Annotated in this window: 19 protein-coding genes; 10 read left to right on the top strand and 9 right to left on the bottom strand. The window is 61.2% G+C overall.

The features are described from left to right. Nucleotides 1-5: 5 nt before the first annotated feature. From HX814_RS08565 to HX814_RS08555, 3 genes are read left to right on the top strand one after another with little or no spacing between them, the layout of a single operon-like run. The gene (locus HX814_RS08565; protein WP_003213995.1) at nucleotides 6-674 is read left to right on the top strand and encodes an amino acid ABC transporter permease; all 669 of its coding nucleotides are present in this window, start codon (nucleotides 6-8) and stop codon (nucleotides 672-674) included. After that, nucleotides 671-1321, top strand: coding sequence for an amino acid ABC transporter permease (locus tag HX814_RS08560; RefSeq protein ID WP_177009069.1), 651 nt, complete (start codon nucleotides 671-673; stop codon nucleotides 1319-1321). The genes HX814_RS08565 and HX814_RS08560 overlap by 4 nt, the downstream gene beginning before the upstream one ends. After that, nucleotides 1308-2045 (top strand): amino acid ABC transporter ATP-binding protein, encoded by a 738-nt coding sequence (locus tag HX814_RS08555; RefSeq protein ID WP_003213999.1) that lies wholly within the window; start codon nucleotides 1308-1310, stop codon nucleotides 2043-2045. The genes HX814_RS08560 and HX814_RS08555 overlap by 14 nt, the downstream gene beginning before the upstream one ends. A 4-nt stretch (nucleotides 2046-2049) precedes the next feature. Here HX814_RS08555 and HX814_RS08550 read toward each other — a convergent pair whose 3' ends face one another. From HX814_RS08550 to HX814_RS08535, 4 genes are all read right to left on the bottom strand, one after another. Beyond that, nucleotides 2050-2640: a hypothetical protein gene (locus HX814_RS08550; protein ID WP_177009068.1), complete on the bottom strand. Its 591-nt coding sequence runs from the start codon at nucleotides 2638-2640 to the stop codon at nucleotides 2050-2052. Beyond that, the gene (locus HX814_RS08545; protein ID WP_256343978.1) at nucleotides 2606-5110 is read right to left on the bottom strand and encodes a fimbria/pilus outer membrane usher protein; all 2505 of its coding nucleotides are present in this window, start codon (nucleotides 5108-5110) and stop codon (nucleotides 2606-2608) included. Before HX814_RS08545 ends, HX814_RS08550 begins: the two co-directional genes overlap by 35 nt. A gap of 7 nt (nucleotides 5111-5117) precedes the next feature. Further along, the gene (locus tag HX814_RS08540) at nucleotides 5118-5834 is read right to left on the bottom strand and encodes a fimbria/pilus chaperone family protein (protein ID WP_218173584.1); all 717 of its coding nucleotides are present in this window, start codon (nucleotides 5832-5834) and stop codon (nucleotides 5118-5120) included. A gap of 120 nt (nucleotides 5835-5954) precedes the next feature. Next, nucleotides 5955-6614 carry a DUF1120 domain-containing protein gene (locus HX814_RS08535; RefSeq protein WP_008438866.1) on the bottom strand — a complete coding sequence of 220 codons (660 nt, stop codon included), beginning with the start codon at nucleotides 6612-6614 and terminating at the stop codon, nucleotides 5955-5957. A 472-nt stretch (nucleotides 6615-7086) separates the two neighbouring features. Here HX814_RS08535 and ppx point away from each other — a divergent pair, with 472 nt between their 5' ends. Then, nucleotides 7087-8589, top strand: a complete 1503-nt coding sequence (gene ppx / locus HX814_RS08530) for an exopolyphosphatase (RefSeq protein WP_003214007.1) — start codon at nucleotides 7087-7089, stop codon at nucleotides 8587-8589. Nucleotides 8590-8775: 186 nt separating this feature from the next. Here ppx and ppk1 read toward each other — a convergent pair whose 3' ends face one another. Together ppk1 and hemB are read right to left on the bottom strand one after the other, a co-directional pair. Then, nucleotides 8776-11004: a polyphosphate kinase 1 gene (gene ppk1 / locus HX814_RS08525; protein WP_003214009.1), complete on the bottom strand. Its 2229-nt coding sequence runs from the start codon at nucleotides 11002-11004 to the stop codon at nucleotides 8776-8778. An 18-nt stretch (nucleotides 11005-11022) separates the two neighbouring features. Then, on the bottom strand, nucleotides 11023-12036 hold the full coding sequence (gene hemB / locus HX814_RS08520) for a porphobilinogen synthase (protein WP_003214011.1): 1014 nt from the start codon (nucleotides 12034-12036) through the stop codon (nucleotides 11023-11025). A 229-nt stretch (nucleotides 12037-12265) separates the two neighbouring features. Here hemB and HX814_RS08515 point away from each other — a divergent pair, with 229 nt between their 5' ends. After that, nucleotides 12266-12904, top strand: a complete 639-nt coding sequence (locus HX814_RS08515; protein ID WP_177009066.1) for a DedA family protein — start codon at nucleotides 12266-12268, stop codon at nucleotides 12902-12904. Here the strand turns inward: HX814_RS08515 and HX814_RS08510 are convergent. After that, the gene (locus tag HX814_RS08510) at nucleotides 12885-14120 is read right to left on the bottom strand and encodes a sterol desaturase family protein (protein WP_010167970.1); all 1236 of its coding nucleotides are present in this window, start codon (nucleotides 14118-14120) and stop codon (nucleotides 12885-12887) included. The genes HX814_RS08515 and HX814_RS08510 overlap by 20 nt on opposite strands. A gap of 115 nt (nucleotides 14121-14235) precedes the next feature. Here HX814_RS08510 and elbB point away from each other — a divergent pair, with 115 nt between their 5' ends. Further along, entirely contained in the window at nucleotides 14236-14901 is a 666-nt protein-coding gene (elbB, locus tag HX814_RS08505; protein WP_003214018.1) for an isoprenoid biosynthesis glyoxalase ElbB, read from the top strand. Here elbB and HX814_RS08500 read toward each other — a convergent pair. Then, entirely contained in the window at nucleotides 14898-15350 is a 453-nt protein-coding gene (locus HX814_RS08500) for a YaiI/YqxD family protein (protein WP_003214020.1), read from the bottom strand. The genes elbB and HX814_RS08500 overlap by 4 nt on opposite strands. A 2-nt stretch (nucleotides 15351-15352) precedes the next feature. Beyond that, entirely contained in the window at nucleotides 15353-17248 is a 1896-nt protein-coding gene (locus HX814_RS08495; RefSeq protein ID WP_177015409.1) for a cytochrome c/FTR1 family iron permease, read from the bottom strand. Between the two features lie 306 nt (nucleotides 17249-17554). Between HX814_RS08495 and HX814_RS08490 the strand changes: the two genes are divergently transcribed. Genes HX814_RS08490 through HX814_RS08475 form a run of 4 tightly spaced genes read left to right on the top strand, consistent with a single transcriptional unit; the run spans nucleotide 17555 to nucleotide 20704 of the window. Continuing rightward, the gene (locus HX814_RS08490) at nucleotides 17555-18952 is read left to right on the top strand and encodes a COG3014 family protein (RefSeq protein WP_003214023.1); all 1398 of its coding nucleotides are present in this window, start codon (nucleotides 17555-17557) and stop codon (nucleotides 18950-18952) included. 10 nt (nucleotides 18953-18962) lie between these two features. Then, nucleotides 18963-19334 carry a YcfL family protein gene (locus HX814_RS08485; RefSeq protein WP_008439304.1) on the top strand — a complete coding sequence of 124 codons (372 nt, stop codon included), beginning with the start codon at nucleotides 18963-18965 and terminating at the stop codon, nucleotides 19332-19334. A gap of 35 nt (nucleotides 19335-19369) precedes the next feature. Further along, nucleotides 19370-19957, top strand: a complete 588-nt coding sequence (gene lpoB, locus HX814_RS08480) for a penicillin-binding protein activator LpoB (protein WP_003214026.1) — start codon at nucleotides 19370-19372, stop codon at nucleotides 19955-19957. Between the two features lie 3 nt (nucleotides 19958-19960). After that, complete coding sequence (locus HX814_RS08475; RefSeq protein WP_087693297.1) at nucleotides 19961-20704, top strand: penicillin-binding protein activator LpoB; 744 nt, start codon at nucleotides 19961-19963, stop codon at nucleotides 20702-20704. Nucleotides 20705-20718 lie beyond the last annotated feature (14 nt).

The raw sequence follows: 20718 nt of genomic DNA, 5'->3' as shown, positions 1-20718 counted from the left end.
AGCCTATGGCCTATCAATTCGACTTTGTGCCGGTCCTGGCCAATACCGATCTGTTGCTGCGCGGCGCGCTGTTCACACTTGAACTGACCGCCATCGGTGCAGTACTGGGCGTGGCGCTGGGAATCGTCGGCGCCGTGGTGCGGGCGTGGAAGATCCAGCCGTTCAGTTGGATCTTCGGCGTGTACGTCGAGTTGATCCGCAACACGCCGTTCCTGGTGCAGTTGTTTTTCATCTTCTTCGGCCTGCCGTCCCTCGGCCTGAAAATCACCGAATGGCAGGCGGCAGTGCTGGCGATGGTGATCAACCTGGGGGCGTACTCCACCGAGATCATCCGCGCCGGGATCCAGGCGATCCCCCGCGGGCAACTGGAAGCGGCGGCCGCGCTGGCGATGACACGTTTCGAGGCGTTCCGCCATGTGGTGTTGCTGCCCGCGCTGGGCAAGGTCTGGCCGGCCCTGAGCAGCCAGATCATCATCGTGATGCTCGGCTCGGCGGTCTGCTCGCAGATCGCCACCGAGGAACTGAGCTTTGCCGCCAACTTTATCCAGTCGCGCAACTTCCGCGCCTTTGAAACCTATGCGCTGACGACCCTGGTCTACCTGTGCATGGCGCTGATGATCCGCCAATTGCTGAACTGGATCGGCCGGCGCTATGTCATGAGGAACGCCCGATGAGTGATTTTTCGTTCTGGGACATCGTGCGCAACCTGCTCACCGGTTTGCAGTGGACCTTGCTGCTGTCGCTGGTGGCGTTCATCGGCGGCGGCGTGATCGGCTTGCTGGTGATGACTATGCGCATCAGCAACAAGGCTTTCCCGCGCAATGTCGCCCGCACCTATATCGAACTGTTCCAGGGCACGCCGCTGTTGATGCAACTGTTCCTGGTGTTCTTCGGCATCGCCTTGCTCGGCGTGGACATTTCGCCCTGGCTGGCGGCGGCGATTGCCTTGACCCTGTTCACCAGCGCCTACCTGGCCGAAATCTGGCGTGGCTGCGTCGACTCCATCGCCCACGGCCAATGGGAGGCGTCCGCGAGCCTGGCCCTGAACCCGCTGGAGCAATTGCGCTATGTGATCCTGCCCCAGGCCCTGCGCATTGCCGTGGCACCAACCGTGGGTTTCTCGGTGCAAGTGGTCAAGGGCACCGCCGTGACCTCGATCATCGGCTTCACCGAGCTGACCAAGACCGGCGGCATGCTCGCCAACGCTACCTTCGAACCCTTCATGGTCTATGGCCTGGTGGCGCTGGGTTACTTCCTGCTCTGCTACCCCTTGTCCCTCAGTGCGCGCTACCTGGAAAGGAGACTGCATGCCTCTGCTTAGAATTTCCGCCCTGCATAAGTATTACGGCGATCACCACGTCCTCAAGGGCATCGACCTGAGTGTCGAAGAAGGCCAGGTGGTGGCGATCATCGGTCGCAGCGGCTCGGGCAAATCCACCCTGCTGCGCACCCTCAATGGCCTGGAGTCGATCAACGACGGCGTGATCGAGGTCGACGGCGAATACCTCGACGCCGCCCGCGCCGACCTGCGCACCCTGCGGCAGAAAGTCGGCATGGTGTTCCAGCAGTTCAACCTGTTCCCACACCTGACGGTGGGCGAAAACGTCATGCTTGCGCCGCAAGTGGTGCAGAAAGTGCCGAAAGCCAAGGCCGCACAATTGGCGCGACAGATGCTCGAGCGCGTTGGGCTGGGGGAGAAGTTCGACGCGTTCCCCGATCGTTTGTCCGGCGGCCAGCAGCAGCGGGTAGCAATCGCCCGGGCTCTGGCGATGTCGCCCAAAGTGCTGCTGTGCGATGAAATCACCTCGGCCCTGGACCCGGAGCTGGTCAACGAAGTGCTCAGCGTAGTGCGCCAACTGGCCAAGGATGGCATGACACTGATCATGGTCACCCATGAGATGCGTTTTGCCCGGGAAGTGGGTGACAAGCTGGTGTTCATGCACCAGGGCAAGGTGCATGAAGTGGGCGACCCGAAAATCCTGTTTGCCAATCCGCAGACCGCCGAGCTGGCCAACTTCATCGGTTCGGTGGAGCGCACGGACTGAGGCATCAGGCCCCGGGCGCCCACTCAAAACCGCCCTGCCCCTCAAATGTCGTTTCATCCCTGACGGCCAGCAAAGCAGCAGGCAGGAAGGTCTCGACGTTGACCAGGGCGGTGAAGCGGCGCCCATGCACCGGCATACCCGCTACGTGTGCAACAAGCCTATGGCCCGGCAGCAATCGTCCGGTCGCCGGCTCTTCAGACAGGTGCGGCATTACCAGCTCAACGGATTTTCCATCGACTTGAGCGGACTGCAGGCTCAGGGTGAAATGCCCCTGTCGCCCAAACCGAAAGCCCTGCTGGTTGGCGGGTACGCCCGTAAAGCGCAGCGCCATGGATACCGGCACCTCACAGGCCATGCTCAGGCGAAGCGTGCGCTTGCCCAGCGCGATCTGTGGGTGGCCCCGCTCGGCTTGGCGAACCAGACCGTAATCAACCCGGGGCTGGCTCAAGGACACCTGGCAGTTATCTGCCCGCGCCTCATTGGCCAACACCACGACAAACAGCAGCAGGTAAAGGATAAGCCCATGACGCAGGCGTCCACCGTCAAAAGGCCCCACCGGCTCAGAGGGTACGGCAGAGCGCCGAACCTGTTTCATAGAATTTGTCGTCATTGGATTCTGGCTCAAGGTTCAGTTGCAACAAGCAGGTGCTTGAATCTGGCAAGGAGATGTTCAGCGCTCGCGACTCATCCAGGCTGTTTAGGAAGACCATGCCCTCGCCCACGACGCTGGTCAGGAAAGCATTGTTGCTGTCGAGAACCGAGGCTCCCTGGGGCAAGGGTTGGCCGTGCGCGTCACGGACCTCAAGCAATACACGGCGCACTTTCACTACTTCGAAATCGATCGTGTTGAAAGAACCGCGTCCGGCCGCAAGGACCTTGGTGCCGTTTTTCAGGTCGATGCGCTTGGGCAGGGATTGGGTTTGCACCTCGACATTGCTGCTGCGGTAGGCAGGCAGGCTGGCGATCACCGCCTGCCCGCGGTAGTCAGTCCAGACCGGCCCCTGCGGCGTCGAAACCTTGGCTGCCCCGACATTACCCACCGAGACAATTCCAAAGGTGTCCTGGACGGCATAGGGCGAGAACGTCATGCCTCTGTCGTGGGCCACCACGCCGCCCTGCAATTGGCCGTTATACCCGGTGCTCAATGAATCATGTCGCACACCCAACCCTATCTGGGTGTAACGCGGCATGGCATTCACGCGGGCGTGAACAGCCTGTGTACGGCTCGCCTGCTCACGCGCACCCCCCACTTCATAGTTCACATAGTCGTTGACCCGATCGCTGAAGGCGGTCCCAAGATCGAACCTGTCGCCCCGCCGACTGGCATACGAGGTGACGCGGCGATCCCCACCGAACGGCACGGTGACCTGCAACCGAAGCGAAAGCCCCTTATCCGACACATCGCTGCGCTCATCTCGAACGGTGTTCTTGACCTTGCGCGGTCGAGAGCCGCCCACCCGGGAATCCGCAATCAAAGCCACCTGGGTGCCATTGAACTGCTGGTTCCATGAGGCAAAGACGTGTTCGGCGGAGCGATCATCAAATTGCGAGCTGCGGGAATAACTGACGGAAAAGCCTCCCAGGGACGGGTCGACCCAACTCAAACCTACCGTGTATTGGTCCTTGAAGCGGGCATCCCGCTGGTCACGCCGCGTCGACTGCCCCACTTCCAGTACTTCGCGATAATCCCGCGTCTGGGTAGTGGCACTCGACGTCATTTCAATGCCGGCGAACAGCGGACTTCCCACGGTGACTGAGCTGCGAGCCCCGGTAACTTCGTCCCGGCCATCGCGAGACAGGTTCTGGCGCACGCCAACCGAAAGGTGCTGGAAAAAAACACTGCTCCACACGCCACCCGCCGCCTGGTATTCGTCGGTACTCAACAGGCCGAATCCCAGTGACGAGTTGCGCCCCAATCCCCAGGTCCCACTGCCCATCGCCACGACCGGAGGCTCCCCGGCACCCGGATTTGCCCCGCGCACCTTGCCCAGGGAGAAGTAATAACCGGGCTCTATCGGTACCGCCCCCGCAAAGGACGCGGCAGGGACGGTGAACCCATGCCTGCCACCGCGAGTGCCAATGACACTGACCTCAAGATCGCTGGTGCCATTGAGTATGGGTAATCCGGTCAACGTGAACGGGCCTTCCGGTACCAGTGTGGTATGGATCAACACCCCGGCCTGGCGCACCTCGACCCGGGATGGGCTCTGGGCCAAACCTTCGACCACCACGCTGCTGCCACCCGGGCTGCGCGATTGGCCATCCGGCGAGAGCTGGAAACCCGACAGCTGTAACCCACCGAACACCGGGTTGTTGCTGGAAATCTGCCCGACCTGGAAGGTCGACTTCAGGGGCGCGAAATCGCGTTGGGCGTAGGCATTCACATGCTCGCTGCTGCGCTTGCCGTTATCGGAGACAAAGAATTGGCGGCTTCGGACGATCCAGTTGCCGATATTGAATCCCGCCTCGGTGTAGGCCGAAACCGAGCGGGAAGAGCCGCTGTTGAAGCGCTCTTCGAACCCCTGAACATCGTAATTGAACAAGGCTGCCGTGCCGCCCTGGGAGAAACTGCCCACATCCCATTCGGCCTCGCGCATTGACTGAGTAGGCACCACCAGCGATACCTCATCGCTGCCGGGGCGCAACTTGACGATGGTCGCGGGGTAAGCACCGAGAAAGTCATGACACGCCTGATCGGGCGCGATACCTGGCCGAATAATCGCGGCTGGCAACCGCAACCCGGCCTTGTCCAGCAGGACCGGGGTAAAACACAACTGCCCCTGGTAGTCGAAGCGTGCCTCCACCAGGCCCAATGAGGTGCCGTTGACCTCCAGCCCCACCACGTGCACGCCCTCGCGGAATCGCGCAGCACTGCGAAAATAATGGGCAACCTTCGGGTCGATCCCGTTCGCCGACAAGACCGCCAGATCAAAACCCGATCCGAGCTCCAGCGCGTAGGCGGGAAGGCTCCACAGCGTTGCCAGGCCGATACAAGTCCGGGAAACCGAGGTTCGAATGGGTCGTACAGAGAGGCTCCAATCGTTTGCATGGGTAGCATTTCTCATAGACCGCTCAACCCGCCTCGACAACAACGGAGGCTTCGTAGGCGGTTGCCGAATACCCGTAGACCGTCGCGGGTTGAATCTCGACACCGCTGACCTGGGCCACCGCCTCTTCGATGCGGGTCGATAACACTTCGCCAGGCAGGATATAGGTGCGCGGCAATATCGCCGGGTGCCTCGACGGCAGCAGGTGTACCTCCAGCCCCATCCGGACCACGTAGGCACTGTCGTTATGAACCGTCAGCCGATTTCCCCGCAGCTTCCACTTCAGCAACTTCCATGGCTCCTGATGCCGCGGCAAGCCCTGGGGATGCAGGATCAGCGGTAAGTCCTGTCGAATGGTCACTCCAATAGTCGAGCGCCCTTCGGCGCGCGCCTGCGGAATACCTTCAAAGGTGACGCGCTTCAATCGCTGAGTCTTGAGCGGCTGCTTCAAGGTACTGATAAACCGCACAAGTTGTGTTTCGCCCGGTTCGACACGGGCGATAGGAGGCGTAACGATCAAGAGTGTCTCCGGATCTTCCGGGACGTTTTGAATGACTGTGTGAAGTAAAGCAGGGCCAGCGTCCGTATTTTTTACGTTGATCGTCGCTTCACCGTTCTCTTCATAAAGAATAACAACGGATGTTTCCGGCTCCATCCCATCCGCTCTTACACTGCCAGAAACTAAAAAATAAAGATTCGCACACCAGAACAGAGCATTAACTGCATTTAAAAGACGACTCATCGAACTCTACCCGCAACCAGATAACGCACCGTTGACAATCACGAAATACCTATACGCATATAAAGAGCCAGCACGAAGCCACGCGCGACCGCCTGCTAAATGCTGGCCGTGTTTATAGAGTTAGATTCGAGTTACTACCAAAGTAGCAGCTCCATTCAATTGAATATCCCTGCTGAGATCCAGTGCATCGCCGCGATTGATCACAGCCTTGACTACGAGAGTGCCGGTAACGGAAGAGACCGCGGCTGGAGTTGTGTTGTTATTACGGCTCCAGGAGTGCTGGTAAGGAGATTTTTCGACCTTGCCGTCACTGGTGCTCCAGGCACCGCCGGAGCTTGTCCTTCTAAGCGGGTACAGCGTAGCGCCGACAGTGGTCAAGGTGGCGAGCCTGATCGAATAGCCACCGGTATTCCTGGTTCCGACCGCGCCAAGGCCAAAGTTGTGGTTGTCGGTGAAGCCGGTTCCCAGGATCCCCCTTACGACACTGTTTGTTTGTGAGTCAGTAACGGACAGTGCCATCTGGGCAGCCGCCGCACCACAGTTGACGTTTAACGGCAGCGACTTTTCCGGCAGAGGATAGAAAGAGGTCAGCGGAATGCTCGACGCATTGATCGTACCGTAATCAACGGTGCCACCTGTGGCGCCGAGGTTTACCGTGCATGCAGCTGGTTTAATGGTTCCGGTGACTCTCAGGTTCCCGGCACCACTTGTATTTGCTTGAGTACCCATGCTTACCGCCAGGCCAACGACCACTATTGCCAAACCAAATGTTCTGTTCATGTTCATCCTGTCACTGAAGTTCTCAGGTGCATGTGGTTCGCCGGGCTATTCCATGCCCAACTGCTATCAACCTTGATAGGCAAACTACAAATAGTTAACACCACGGCTTAATTGCCGAGTGACAGTCTCTCTCGTAAACACCCGAAGAAAGAATGAGACGACGCCTGAACTAGTGTCAGAGCGGTAAAAAAACAATGTCCCCTTAGATCATCCTTGCAGTAGTCCTGACTTAATTATCGACTGGAACAAATAACCCAGCCATGTAGGCATATTCAGGAAGCCTATTAAAGCTGGAGATTTCCGTTACTCCACTTGCCCTACGGAACAATCGCCAGGCGCATCAAGAATCGCCCTACATATCCTGCAGATTTTCCTCCAAGACACCGATGAGCGAATTCCGGAAGCACTACGCGTTGGCGTCAGCGGTTGATCGTGGCACGATGGCGAGGTTATCGACCGAGACCCCTTAACCATGCCGCAATCCCAAGCCAAGAATCTGTCCCTGATCGCCGCCATCGACCTGGGCTCCAACAGCTTCCACATGGTCGTGGCCAAGGCCCAGAACGGCGAAATCCGCATCCTTGAGCGGCTCGGCGAGAAAGTGCAACTGGCTGCCGGGATCGACGACGAGCGTCAGCTCAATGAAGAATCCATGCAGCGCGGGCTCGATTGCCTGAAGCGCTTTGCCCAACTGATCAACGGCATGCCCCCGGGCGCCGTACGGATCGTCGGCACCAACGCCCTGCGGGAAGCCCGCAACCGGGGCGAGTTCATCCGTCGCGCCGAGGAGATCCTCGGGCACCCGGTAGAGGTCATCTCCGGCCGCGAGGAAGCGCGCCTGATCTACCTCGGCGTGTCCCACACCCTGGCCGACACTCCGGGCAAGCGCCTGGTGGCCGACATCGGCGGTGGCAGTACCGAATTCATTATTGGCCAGCGCTTCGAGCCGCTGCTGCGCGAAAGCCTGCAAATGGGCTGCGTCAGCTACACCCAGCGCTATTTCAAGGACGGCAAGATCACCCCGGCCCGCTACGCCCAGGCTTATACGGCGGCGCGGCTGGAGATCATGAGCATCGAGCACGCCCTGCACCGCCTGACCTGGGATGAGGCCATCGGTTCGTCCGGCACCATCCGCGCCATCGGCCTGGCCCTCAAGGCCGGCGGCCATGGCACTGGCGAGGTCAACGCCGAAGGCCTGGCCTGGCTCAAGCGCAAGCTGTTCAAGCTGGGGGATGCCGAGAAGATCGACTTCGAAGGCATCAAGCCTGATCGCCGCACCATTTTCCCGGCGGGCCTGGCGATTCTCGAAGCGATTTTCGACGCCCTCGAACTGCAACGCATGGATCACTGCGATGGCGCCCTGCGTGAAGGGGTGCTCTACGACCTGCTGGGCCGTCATCATCATGAAGACGTCCGTGAGCGCACCCTCAGCTCGTTGATGGAGCGTTACCACGTCGACCTGGAACAGGCGGCGCGGGTTGAACGCAAGGCGCTGCATGCTTTCGACCAGGTCGCAGCGGATTGGGACCTGGAAGACGGCGTGTGGCGTGAACTGCTGGGCTGGGCGGCCAAGGTCCATGAAGTGGGGCTGGACATCGCCCACTACCATTACCACAAGCACGGCGCCTACCTGATCGAGCACTCGGACCTGGCGGGTTTCTCCCGTGAAGACCAGCAGATGCTCGCGCTGCTGGTACGCGGCCACCGCCGCAACATCCCCCGGGACAAGTTTGCCGAGTTCGGTGCCGAGGGCATCAAGCTGATTCGCCTGTGCGCGCTGCTGCGGTTTGCGATCCTGTTCCACCACATCCGTGGTACCCAGGAAATGCCGCAAGTGGTCCTGCGGGCCAATGCCGACAGCCTGGACGTGGTATTCCCGAAGAACTGGCTGGATGAAAACCAGCTGACCCAGGCGGATTTCGCCCAGGAAGCCGAGTGGCTGACGCGGGTTGGGTTCACGCTGAACGTGCGCTGATATGAGTGAGTGACGCGGAGCGTCACAGGATGTATTCCCACGCAGAGCGTGGGAACAATCCAACGCCACAAAACAAATGTGGGAGCGGGCTTGCTCGCGAAGGCGGAGTGTCAGTCAACAGATTCATCGACTGATCCACCGCTTTCGCGAGCAAGCCCGCTCCCACATTTTTGACCGCGTCGTTTTTTAGTTCACCGTCAGAATCGGGCTGCCCAGCTTCTCCAGCAACGTCGCCTGGGCGCTGCGCGGGTTCTGGTTGCCGGTCGGGGTGTTGCGCACGTAGCGCCCGTCCGACTGCAGGCTCCAGCTGTGGGTGTTATCGGTGAGATAACTTTCCAGCTCCTTCTTGACCCGCATGATCAGTTTCTTGCCTTCCACCGGGAAGCAGGTCTCCACGCGTTTGTCGAGGTTGCGCTCCATCCAGTCGGCACTGGAGAGGAACATCTGCTCCTCGCCGCCATTGAGGAAGTAGAACACCCGCGTGTGCTCCAGGAAGCGCCCGATGATCGAACGCACGTGGATGTTATGGGAGACCCCGGCGATGCCCGGCCGCAGGCAGCACATGCCACGCACCACCAAATCGATACGCACACCCGACTGGCTGGCCTTGTACAGCGCGCGGATGATCTTCGGATCGGTCAGCGAGTTGAACTTGGCGATGATGTGCGCCGGCTTGCCTTCGAGGGCGAACTGGGTCTCGCGGGCAATCATGTCGAGCATGCCCTTCTTCAGGGTGAACGGCGCGTGCAGCAGTTTCTTCATGCGCAGGGTCTTGCCCATGCCGATCAACTGGCTGAACAGCTTGCCGACGTCTTCACACAAGGCATCGTCAGAGGTCAGCAAGCTGTAGTCGGTGTAGAGCTTGGCGTTGCCGGCGTGGTAGTTGCCGGTGCCCAAGTGGGCGTAGCGCACGATCTCACCGGCTTCGCGGCGCAGGATCAGCATCATCTTGGCGTGGGTCTTGAAGCCGACCACGCCGTAGATCACCACCGCACCGGCGGCTTGCAGACGGCTGGCCAGTTGCAGGTTGGACTCTTCGTCGAACCGCGCCCGCAGTTCAATCACCGCCGTCACTTCCTTGCCGTTACGCGCGGCGTCTACCAGCGCATCGACGATTTCGGAGTTGGCGCCGGAGCGGTACAGGGTTTGGCGCACAGCCAGCACGTGCGGGTCCTTGGCGGCCTGGCGCAGCAGGTCGACCACCGGGGTGAAGGACTCGAACGGGTGCAGCAGCAGAATGTCCTGCTTGCTCACCACACTGAAGATGTTCTCGCTGTTTTGCAGCAGTTTCGGGATCTGCGGGGTGAACGGCGTGTATTGCAGCTCCGGGTGGCTGTCCAGGCCAGTAATGCTGAACAGACGCGTCAGGTTCACCGGGCCATTGACCTGGTACAGCTCGGTCTCACTCAGGTTGAACTGCTTGAGCAGGTAGTCGGACAGGTGTTTCGGGCAGGTGTCCGCCACTTCCAGGCGCACCGCATCACCGTAGCGACGGGAGAACAGCTCGCCGCGCAGGGCACGGGCCAAGTCTTCGACGTCTTCGGAGTCCAGCGCCAGGTCGGCGTTACGGGTCAGGCGGAACTGGTAGCAGCCCTTGACCTTCATGCCCTGGAACAGGTCATCGGCGTGGGCGTGGATCATCGACGAAAGGAATACATAGTTATCGCCAGCGCCCCCCACCTCTTCCGGTACCTTGATGATCCGTGGCAGCAAGCGCGGCGCCGGGATGATCGCAAGGCCGGAATCGCGACCGAAGGCGTCGATACCTTCCAGCTCGACGATGAAGTTCAGGCTCTTGTTCACCAGCAACGGGAACGGGTGCGTCGGGTCGAGACCGATAGGGGTGATGATCGGCGAGATTTCGTCGCGGAAGTAGCGGCGTACCCAGGTTTTGATCTTGGTGGTCCAGTGCCGGCGCCGGATGAAGCGCACGTGATGCTTTTCCAGTTCCGGCAGCAGGATGTCATTGAGGATCGCGTATTGGCGGTCCACGTGGCCGTGTACCAGCTCGCTGATGCGGGCCAGGGCCTGATGCGGTTGCAGGCCGTCGGCACCGGCTTGTTCACGGGCGAACGTGATCTGCTTCTTCAGGCCGGCGACACGGATCTCGAAGAACTCGTCCAGGTTGCTGGAGAAGATCAGCAGGAATTTCAACCGCTCCAGCAATGGGTAGGACTCATCCAGCGCCTGTTCCAGCACGCGGATGTTGAATTGCAGTTGTGACAGCTCGCGATGGATGTACAGGCTGCTGTCATCCAGGTTGGTAACCGCAACCACCGGTACCGGCGCGGCAGCGGGCGCTTCGGCCACCACGGCAGGCGGGGCCGGCTCCAGCTCCGGCGGGGTCTCGGTAGCTTGTTCGACCACCGGGTGAGCGTCTTTTACGGCAACTTCTGTGAGTCCTTCGGTATTCATCGAGTGTTCCTGTGAGGGCTAGTGTTGCTCTCTAAGCAATTGGGCGGCGCGGGCGGCGAAGTAAGTCAGGATGCCATCAGCACCCGCGCGTTTAAAGGCAGTCAGGGATTCAAGGATCACCCCTTCACTCAACCAACCATTCTGGATCGCGGCCATGTGCATGGCGTATTCACCGCTGACCTGATAGACAAAGGTCGGCACCTTGAATTCCTCTTTGACCCGATAAAGGATGTCGAGGTACGGCATCCCGGGCTTGACCATCACCATGTCGGCGCCTTCGGCCAGGTCCGCGGCCACTTCGTGCAGGGCTTCGTGGCTGTTGGCCGGGTCCATCTGGTACGAGGCCTTGTTGGCCTTGCCCAGGTTCAGCGCCGAACCCACCGCATCGCGGAACGGGCCGTAATAGGCGCTGGCGTACTTGGCCGAGTAGGCCATGATGCGCACGTTGACGTGTCCGGCCAGTTCCAGGGCTTCGCGAATCGCCTGGATGCGACCGTCCATCATGTCCGAGGGGGCCACCACCTGGGCGCCCGCTGCGGCGTGGGACAAGGCCTGTTTTACCAGCGCATCAACGGTGATGTCGTTCTGAACATAGCCTTCTTCGTCGAGAATGCCATCCTGCCCGTGGGTGGTGAACGGGTCCAGCGCCACATCGGTAATCACCCCCAGCTCCGGAAAGCGTTCACGCAAGGCGCGGGTGGCGCGCTGGGCGATGCCGTCGGGGTTCCAGGCTTCGGCGGCGTCCAGTGACTTCAGCCCAGACGGCGTGACCGGGAACAGCGCCAGCGCCGGAATCCCCAGTTCAACCCAGCTCGCGGCCTCTTCGAGCAGCAAATCAATGGTCAAGCGCTCCACGCCCGGCATCGACGCCACCGCTTCCCGACGATTTTCACCGTCCAGCACAAACACCGGCAGGATCAGATCATTCACCGTCAGCACGTTTTCACGCACCAGGCGCCGGGAAAAATCATCACGACGGTTGCGACGCAGACGAGTGGCGGGAAACAGGCGGTTGGCGGGGGTAAAGCTCACGGCAGACTCCTGAGCCCGGCTTGACGGGCGAGCGTGACAGTTATAAGCGGCCATTATGACGAAGGAATTACAGTTGTGGTTAGCTCATGCGCCGTAAGGCAACCGGCGTGCGACCTGTAGTCGCATTCGTCGTTTATGTAGGAATTGTTCACTTCGTGACACATCTCGATACTTTCATGAATGTTCACGAAGGCGTAGGCTGCGCGTTCATTTCGCCAGCACCCAGACCATGCTTCAACAATTTCTGCATGACTTCGGCTACTTTGCGCTGTTCCTAGGCACCTTCTTCGAAGGCGAAACCATCCTGGTTCTCGCAGGCTTCCTGGCGTTCCGTGGATACATGGATATCAACCTGGTGGTGGTCGTTGCCTTTTTCGGCAGCTACGCCGGCGACCAGTTGTGGTACTTCCTGGGACGCAAGCACGGCCGCAAACTGTTGGCGCGCAAGCCGCGCTGGCAACTGCTGGGCGACAAGGCCCTGGAGCATATCCGCAAGCACCCGGACATCTGGGTGCTGAGCTTCCGCTTTGTCTACGGTTTGCGCACGGTGATGCCGGTGGCCATTGGTTTGTCGGGCTACCCGCCGGGCCGCTATCTGTTGCTGAACGGGATCGGCGCCGCCGTGTGGGCCGCTGCGCTGGGCGCTGCGGCTTACCATTTCGGCGCGGTACTGGAAGGCATGCTGGGCAGCGTCAAGAAATACGAGCTGTGGGTGCTGGGCGCACTGCTGGTGCTGGGCCTGGGCTTGTGGATCCGCCGGCGCATCAAGAACGCCCGCCTGACCCGCGAAGCCTGTGCCGCTGAGAAGGTTCGCCTGGCGGCAGACACAGCTGCAAAAACCGAAAAGCCTACGACGCCAGTCGAGTAAGCCGGTCTCTGCAACAGTAGAGGCCGATGCCGCTGAGCAAGCTGTAACTGACCAGGCCCAGCCAGCCCAACGAGCTGGCCGGCCACAGCCCCACCAGCGGCGCCAGCCAAACCAGCGGCACATTCAGTGCCAGGCGCACCAGCTCAGCCTTCAACGCCCACGGGCGATTCTCCAGCGCCACCCCCAGGGTGAACAACCCCAATGCCATCGCGCTCCAGCCCAACACCAGGGCAGCGGTCGGCAAGCCCTCGCCGAAATTCATCAGGTAGCTGCCAAAACCCACGTACGCGGCAAACTGCAGCGCGATGTAAATCTGTTGGCGCCCATCCAGCGGCACCTCGAACTTGCGGAACTGGCTCAAGTCCGGCTTGGCCATCGGGTACTTTGCCGCCACATCCGCCGGGCGCCAACCGGTGCGCATGAACCAGATCCGCAGCTTGTCCCACCCACTTTCGGTGCGCCGTGCATCACTCCACAGCTGCGCATAAAACTGCAGGTTGGCCCACAGCGGGTTCCAACTGGCCAAGGGCGTGGTCACGCCAAAGATTACCGGCTCGTTATCGTCTTCTTCCTGGAAGGAGCCAAACAGGCGGTCCCAAATAATGAACACCCCGCCGTAGTTGCGATCCATGTAGAGAGCGTTCTGTGCATGGTGGGCCCGATGATTGGATGGCGTGACGAAGAACCACTCGTACCAGCCGAGCTTCGGCACATGCCGCGTATGCACCCAGAATTGATACAGCAGGTTGAGGGACGCCACGCTGATAAACACCACCAGCGGCACGCCCAACACGGCCAGCGGCAAGTAGAAGATCCAGCTCAGCAGGAAGCCGGTGCTGGTCTGGCGCAAGGCGGTGCTGAGATTGTAGTCCTCGCTCTGGTGATGCACGGAATGCGCGGCCCAGAGGATGTTGCGCTCATGGCCCATGCGATGCAGCCAGTAGTAGCAGAAGTCATAGAACACAAAGGCGAACACCCAGGTCCAGACGCTCTGGGCCGACAGCTCGATGATCGCCAGGTGCTTGAGGGCGAAGGCATAGGTGAGGATGCCCACCCCTTTGGTCAGCAGCCCCGTGGTGGTGGACAGCACGCCGGTGCTGAGGCTGTTGATGGCGTCGGCCACCCGGTAGTTGCGTTGGCCGCGCCGGTAGTCGGCCAGCAGCTCGACCACGATCAAGGCAATGAAAAACGGTACCGCGTAAGGGACGAAGTCCATGGGCAAGTCCGGTCAATTATTGTTACATCTAGAGTAGGTGTAGCGGCTGGATATCCCATTGGCAATGAGTGACAAATGAGTAGACATTTAACGCCATGAATCAGGAGAAATGCCCATGAGCAAAAAGATTGCAGTGATCCTTTCCGGCTGTGGCGTGTACGACGGTGCCGAGGTTCATGAAAGCGTGATCACCCTGCTGCGCCTGGACCAGCGCGGCGCCGAGGTGCAGTGTTTTGCGCCGAACATTGCCCAGTTGCATGTGATCAACCACCTGACGGGCGAGGAGATGCCCGAGTCGCGCAATGTGCTGGTGGAGTCGGCGCGCATTGCCCGTGGCGAGGTGAAGGACATTCGTGAGGCCAACGCCGAGGATTTCGACGCACTGATCGTGCCCGGGGGGTTTGGCGCGGCGAAGAACCTGTCGAACTTTGCCGTGGAAGGCGCCGGGTGCAGCGTCAACCCGCAGGTGCTGGAACTGGCCGAGGCGTTTGCCGAAGCGGGCAAGCCCGTCGGGCTGATCTGCATCTCGCCGGCGCTGGCAGCGAAGATCTATGGCCCAGGCGTGACCTGCACCATCGGCAATGACGCCGACACCGCAGCCGCCATGGACAAGATGGGCGCCACCCACCAGGAATGCGCGGTCGACGACATCGTCGAAGACAAGGCGCGCAAGCTGGTGAGTACCCCGGCCTACATGCTGGGCAAACGCATCAGCGAAGTGGCGTCAGGCATCAACAAGCTGGTGGACCGGGTGCTGGAACTCACCCACGAGAACGATTAGGCCTTCATCAGCCGGGTCAGAATCCGATCCAGCGAATTGGCAAACGCCTGCTTGTCCTTGTCCCCATGGGGCGGCGGGCCACCGCCCATCTGCCCCTGCTCCCGCAGATCGGTGAACAGGTTACGCACCGCCAGCCGCTCGCTCATGTTCTGCGGGCTGAACTCCTTGCCTCGTGGGTCGAGCGCAGCCACGCCATTCTTCACCAAGCGGTCGGCCAACGGCACATCGCTGCAGATCACCAGGTCACCGGGCACGGCGTGCTCCACCAGGTAGTCATCGGCCGCGTCCGGGCCGCTGGGCACCACGATCAACTTCACGCACGAGAAGCTCGGCTTGATCTGGCTCTGCCCGGCCACCAGCACCACTTCGAACTGGCGCTTGAGGGCGAACTTCACCACCTGATCCTTGGCCGCCCGGGGGCAGGCGTCTGCATCGATCCACACGCGCATGGTTAAGCCACCACCCGGCGCTTTTCAGCGAGCCGGCTGCGACCGTACAGCACCACAATCGCCAGAATCGCCACAGCCTGGGCGCTCAGGGAATAGGCATCGGCGTGAATGCCCAGCCAGTCGAAGTCAAAGAACGCGACCGGCCGGGTGCCGAAGATCCCGGCTTCCTGCAACGCCTTGACGCCATGCCCGGCGAATACCACCGACAGCGCGCACAGCAACGCCGCGTTTATGCCGAAGAACAGCGCCAGCGGCAGTTTCGCCGAGCCCCGCAGAATCACCCAGGCCAGGCCCACCAACAGCACCAGCGCCGTGGCGCCACCGGCCAATACCGCGTTGTGCCCGGCAGGGCCGGCCTGCAACCACAGGGTTTCGTAGAACAGGATCACTTCGAACAGCTCGCGGTACACCGAGAAGAACGCCAGCATCGCAAAACCGAAGCGCCCGCCACCGCCCACCAGGCTGCTCTTGATGTAGTCCTGCCAGGCGGCCGCGTGACGGCGGTCGTGCATCCACACCCCGAGCCACAGCACCATCACGCTGGCAAACAGCGCCGTGCAGCCTTCCAGCAACTCGCGCTGGGCGCCGCTGACGTCGATCACATAAGCCGCCAACGCCCACGTCGCCAAGCCGGCCAACAGCGCCAGGCCCCAGCCGACGTTGACGCTGCGCACCGCCGATTGCTGGCCGGTGTTGCGCAGGAACGCGAGAATCGCCGCCAACACCAGGATCGCTTCCAGGCCTTCGCGCAGCAGGATCAGCAAACCGGAGATGTAGCTCAGGGACCAGCTCAAGCCATCGCTGCCCAGCAGGCCGGCGGACTCGGTGAGCTTGCCCTTGGCCACATCCAGGCGCTGCTGCACTTGCTCGATCGGCAAGCCGTCCTGCAATGACTGCCGGTAGGCCATCAGGGCCTTTTCGGTGTCCTTGCGCACGTTGGCATCAACGTTATCGAGGGAGCTTTCAACCAGCTCGAAACCTTCCAGGTAGGCGGCTACCGACAGGTCGTAGGCCTGCTCGTGCTCGCCATTGCGGAACGCGGCGAGGCTTTTGTCGAGGGTGGCCGCGGTGTAATCAAGCAACTGCGCCGGGCCACGCTTGACCTGCGGCGGTTGGGCGCGCTGGGCGCGGAAGGTGGCAACTGCGCCGGGACCTTCGGCAGCCAGCACTTCGTTGGGGGTCTGGCGCGCGAGGTCGGCGAGGTTGAAGGACTTTTCACTGTTCGCGGCAGCCGGGTCGGCGGTGAAGCCGGCGATATAGGTCGCCAGGTCCCAGCGCTGGCGGTCGTCCAGTTGATCGGCAAACGACGGCATGTCGGTGCCTTCCACGCCCAGACCCAGGGTGTTGTAGATCGCGTAGAGGCTCAAGCGATCGAGGCGTGCAGCGTCCCGCAGGTTGGCGGGCGGCGGCGTCATGCCCACGCTTGCGGGGCCATCGCCGGCGCCTGTGGCGCCGTGGCACACCGAGCAGTTCTGCGCGTACAGCGGCGCACCGCGCGTCGGATCGGGGGTAATGGCCGGGGCCTGGCTGACTTCATAGGCCACTGCCAACTTGGCGCCCAATTGCCGGGCCTGGTGCGCAACCACCGCGCCGTCCTGATGGGCCGTTACGGCGGCCAGCAGTTCATCCACGCCTTTGATCAGTTCGGCGCGCTCGGGCTTTTCCGGTAGATCGGCCACCAGCCCCTGCAACACCCCGAGAAACTCTACCTGTTCACGGTATTCGGAATCATCGATAATCTTGCCCGCCTCCACTGTCGGGGGGTAGTCCGCACCGATGTAGTCCAGTAAATGCAGGGCTTGGGGCGCGCCCTCGGCAGTTGCAGCCAGCAGGTTGAAACTGCACGACATCAACGCCGGCAGCACCAGCCAGGCAAGAAAACGGAAGGGGGCAATCATGAATGGATCTCAAAGGGAAATACGAAGTAACACATTGTCAAACCTTAAGGGGTTTGACTCAAGGCGTTAGTGATTCGGGGATGGGGATAACGACACTTAGGTAGTGGCATCCGAGCTAAAAATCGGATCCAAAAGGCCATTGTTTTGCCAGTAATGCAGCTTATAATGCCGCGCCTTCGTTATTTCGAAATGGCATTTCAGCTCCTCTTTTTATGAGGAATTGGCAGGATGCAACGCCTTCCTGCCATTGGTGATTCGGCCCGACCAGCACATTCGGCCGTTTACGTTCAGGGAAGAAGCTCTTCGATGGCATCTCGCGCCTTTACCTCGCTCGCGCTCGCGGCAGTGACCTTGCTGTCCGGTTGTTCGATGTTTCGCAGCTACGACACCGAGCTGCAAGCCACCAATCAGCAGTTGGCCACCGGCAACGTCGACGCCGCGCTGACGCTGCTTGAGAAGAACAACACCGGCGACGACAAGGACCTTCTCTACTACTTCGAAAAGGGTGAGTTGCTGCGCGCCAAGGGCGACCTGACCGGCAGCCAGGTCGCCTGGCGCAGCGCCGACCTGCAAGTCTACAAGTGGGAAGAGTCGGTCAAGTTCGACACCGACAAGTACCTCGCGCAGTTCGGCGCCTTCCTGGTCAATGACAAGGTCCGCCGTTACGAAGGCTACGACTACGAAAAGGTCATGCTGACCACCCAGATGGCCCTCAACCTGCTGGCGCTGAATGACTTCGACGGTGCCCGCACCGAGATCAAGAAGACCCACGAACGCGAAGCGGTGATTGCCGACCTGCGGGACAAGGAATACCTCAAGAGCGAAAACGAGGCCGAGCGCCAGGGCATCGCAACCCAGTTCAAGGACCTGCGCGGCTACCCGGTGGAAAGCCTCAACGCCCCTGAAGTGGTAGGCCTGAAGAACAGCTACCAGAGCGCGTTCAGCCACTATCTGGCCGGCTTCGTCTACGAAGCCCTGGGCGAAAAAGACCTGGCCGCACCGGGTTATCGCAAGGCCGCCGAACTGCGCCCCAACACACCACTGCTGGAACAGGCCCTGCTCGACCTGGACAAATCCAAGGTCGGTGCGGACGAGACTGACGTGCTGATCGTGGTGCAAAGCGGCCTGGCGCCGGCCCGCGACTCGATTCGCCTGCCGTTGCCGATCCCCATCGACGGCCACCTGGTGATCACGCCACTGTCGTTCCCGGTGATCAAGCCCGACACCTCGACCGCGCCCTTCGCCCAGATCGGTGTCGACGGCCGGCAACAGAACCTCACTGCCCTCAACAGCACCACCGCCATGTCCCGCCGCGCCCTGCGGGATGACATGCCGGGGATCATCCTGCGCACCACCGTGCGCGCCGTCACTCGCGGCATCACCCAGAACAACCTGAACAAGACCAACCCGATGGCGGGCCTGGTACTCGGTATTGCCTCGGCCGTCACCGAAGGCGCCGACACCCGCACCTGGCGCACCCTGCCGGACATGACCCAGGTGACACGCCTGCGCCTCAAGCACGGCGAGCATCAGGTCAGCCTGCCCAACGCCCTGGGCGGCACGCTGGTGACGGTCAAGGCCGATCAACGCTACCAGGTGATCACCCTGCGCGTGGTCGGCAACCAGGTCTTCGCCGGCGGTCTTGCAGCCCACGTGGTGCAGAACAATCCGCCCCAGGCCGTCGCCACTCTCAAACAACCTTAAGGAGCACGCTATGCGTCATTTCATCCTCGGCGCCCTGGCGCTGGTCCTGCTGGCCGGTTGCGCCACCCCGCCACCGCCGGAACCCGGAAGCGCCGCGAGCAAGATCGTGGTGATGGGCAAGTTCAAGGGCATCGCCGTCGGCGCCATCCGGGTCGCCCGGGAAAACGGCTTCCTGACCGCCAAGGTGCAGTTGAGCAACATCACCAGCAGCAACCAGATGATGTATTACCGCTTCGCCTGGCTGGGTGCCGACGGTTTCCCGGTGGGTGATGAAGAGACCTGGAAGGTGCTGAACCTCTACGCAAACCAGGCGACCTTCCTGCCGGCCATCGCCAACCTGCCCCAGGCTGCCGACTTCCGCCTTGAAGTGAAGACGCCTTGATCCACCCACTCATTCAGTTTCAGAGAGACATCCCCATGTTTGCACGCTTCTCGTTCCTCGCCGTGGTGGCCGTCCTGGCCAGCGGCTGCGCCAACACCTCGCCAGTCCTGGGCGGTAAAAACATCAGCTACGGCGACAGCAAGGCCGTGGAACTGGTGACCAACGAGTTCGGCTCCACCGACCTGCAGATGATCGCCGAAAGCATGACCCGCTCCCTGGCCCAGTCCGGCATCCTGCAAGGCCGCCCGGTGGTGCAGGTGTATGACGTGAAGAACAAGACCAGCGAGTACATCGATACCCGCGAGATCACCACGTCGATCAAGACCCAGCTGATGAAGACCGGCACCGCCCGCTTCGCCAGCGACAACACTGACATGCAAAGCCAGGTCGACCAGCTGAAGCTGCAGAACCAGAGCGGCCTGTATAAGAAGTCGACCGTCAGCAAGACCGGCAACATGGTCGCCGCCAAGTACCGCCTGGAAGGCTCCATCAGCTCCATCGTCAAGCGCAGCTCGGACTACAAGGACGTGTTCTACAAGTTCAGCCTGCAACTGGTCGACGTCGAAAGCGGCCTGGCCGAATGGATGGACGAAAAAGAAATCCGCAAGACCACGGAGCGCTAAGCAATGCGTGCATGGATCGGCATGATCGGCCTGCTGTGCGCCTTTGGCGCCTCGGCCGCACCGAAGATCGCGGTAACCGACCTGGCCTACGAGGCTCGCGTGGAGGAGTACATCCACCAGGTCGCGGCCAGCAATAATTTCCAGGCCAGCGCCTACAACGCCAGCGGCGCCTCGAGCTACAGCGAATACGAAAGTCGTACCAGCTACATCGAGCAGACCGAGCTGCGCAAGTTCAGCGGCGACATCAAGGGGGAAATCCTCAAGTCGCGGCAGTTCCAGCTGGTGCAGGGCACGCCTTACACCGCGGACGCCAAGGGCGATGTGTATGACGTGATCAAGCGGATCAAGGCCGGTAACTTCAAGGGTGCGGACTACGTGCTGTTCGGCACCTTGTCGGACATCGACTTCACCCAGGACATCAACGCGCTGGACCACACCAACAGCTACTCGGCGGTGCTGGGCCTGACGCTGGTGGCGGATTTCAGCCTGATCAACACCCGCACCTTTGAGATCACCTCGGCGTTTACCGCCATGGGCGAAGGCCAGGACACCAAGCTGGTGAACAACCGTGACGTGCGCGTGAGCCTGAACCGGCCTCGCGTGGTGCGGGAAGTGTCGAAGGCGTTGGGCGAGGATGTGGCGCGGCAGTTGGCCGAACAACTCGGCGGTGGTTATCAGGAAGCACCTGGACAGCCTGCATTGCGCAATAACCTGCCACGGGATGAAGCGCCGAAGATCCTGCGCTGAACGAAAATCCCGCT

This window comes from Pseudomonas sp. C8002 (assembly GCF_013385765.1).
GTDB lineage: Bacteria > Pseudomonadota > Gammaproteobacteria > Pseudomonadales > Pseudomonadaceae > Aquipseudomonas.
The sequence above is the reverse complement of the archived record's forward strand: the minus strand, read 5'-3'. Positions and strand labels throughout refer to the sequence as shown.

Excerpts from the sequence above, each read along its gene's own strand:
- HX814_RS08565 (WP_003213995.1), top strand. The coding sequence starts at position 6 with ATGGCCTATCAATTCGACTTTGTGCCGGTCCTGGCCAATACCGATCTG.
- HX814_RS08560 (WP_177009069.1), top strand. The coding sequence starts at position 671 with ATGAGTGATTTTTCGTTCTGGGACATCGTGCGCAACCTGCTCACCGGT.
- HX814_RS08555 (WP_003213999.1), top strand. The coding sequence starts at position 1,308 with ATGCCTCTGCTTAGAATTTCCGCCCTGCATAAGTATTACGGCGATCAC.
- HX814_RS08550 (WP_177009068.1), bottom strand. The coding sequence starts at position 2,640 with ATGAAACAGGTTCGGCGCTCTGCCGTACCCTCTGAGCCGGTGGGGCCT.
- HX814_RS08545 (WP_256343978.1), bottom strand. The coding sequence starts at position 5,110 with ATGAGAAATGCTACCCATGCAAACGATTGGAGCCTCTCTGTACGACCC.
- HX814_RS08540 (WP_218173584.1), bottom strand. The coding sequence starts at position 5,834 with ATGAGTCGTCTTTTAAATGCAGTTAATGCTCTGTTCTGGTGTGCGAAT.
- HX814_RS08535 (WP_008438866.1), bottom strand. The coding sequence starts at position 6,614 with ATGAACAGAACATTTGGTTTGGCAATAGTGGTCGTTGGCCTGGCGGTA.
- ppx (WP_003214007.1), top strand. The coding sequence starts at position 7,087 with ATGCCGCAATCCCAAGCCAAGAATCTGTCCCTGATCGCCGCCATCGAC.
- ppk1 (WP_003214009.1), bottom strand. The coding sequence starts at position 11,004 with ATGAATACCGAAGGACTCACAGAAGTTGCCGTAAAAGACGCTCACCCG.
- HX814_RS08515 (WP_177009066.1), top strand. The coding sequence starts at position 12,266 with ATGCTTCAACAATTTCTGCATGACTTCGGCTACTTTGCGCTGTTCCTA.
- HX814_RS08510 (WP_010167970.1), bottom strand. The coding sequence starts at position 14,120 with ATGGACTTCGTCCCTTACGCGGTACCGTTTTTCATTGCCTTGATCGTG.
- elbB (WP_003214018.1), top strand. The coding sequence starts at position 14,236 with ATGAGCAAAAAGATTGCAGTGATCCTTTCCGGCTGTGGCGTGTACGAC.
- HX814_RS08500 (WP_003214020.1), bottom strand. The coding sequence starts at position 15,350 with ATGCGCGTGTGGATCGATGCAGACGCCTGCCCCCGGGCGGCCAAGGAT.
- HX814_RS08495 (WP_177015409.1), bottom strand. The coding sequence starts at position 17,248 with ATGATTGCCCCCTTCCGTTTTCTTGCCTGGCTGGTGCTGCCGGCGTTG.
- HX814_RS08490 (WP_003214023.1), top strand. The coding sequence starts at position 17,555 with ATGGCATCTCGCGCCTTTACCTCGCTCGCGCTCGCGGCAGTGACCTTG.
- HX814_RS08485 (WP_008439304.1), top strand. The coding sequence starts at position 18,963 with ATGCGTCATTTCATCCTCGGCGCCCTGGCGCTGGTCCTGCTGGCCGGT.
- lpoB (WP_003214026.1), top strand. The coding sequence starts at position 19,370 with ATGTTTGCACGCTTCTCGTTCCTCGCCGTGGTGGCCGTCCTGGCCAGC.
- HX814_RS08475 (WP_087693297.1), top strand. The coding sequence starts at position 19,961 with ATGCGTGCATGGATCGGCATGATCGGCCTGCTGTGCGCCTTTGGCGCC.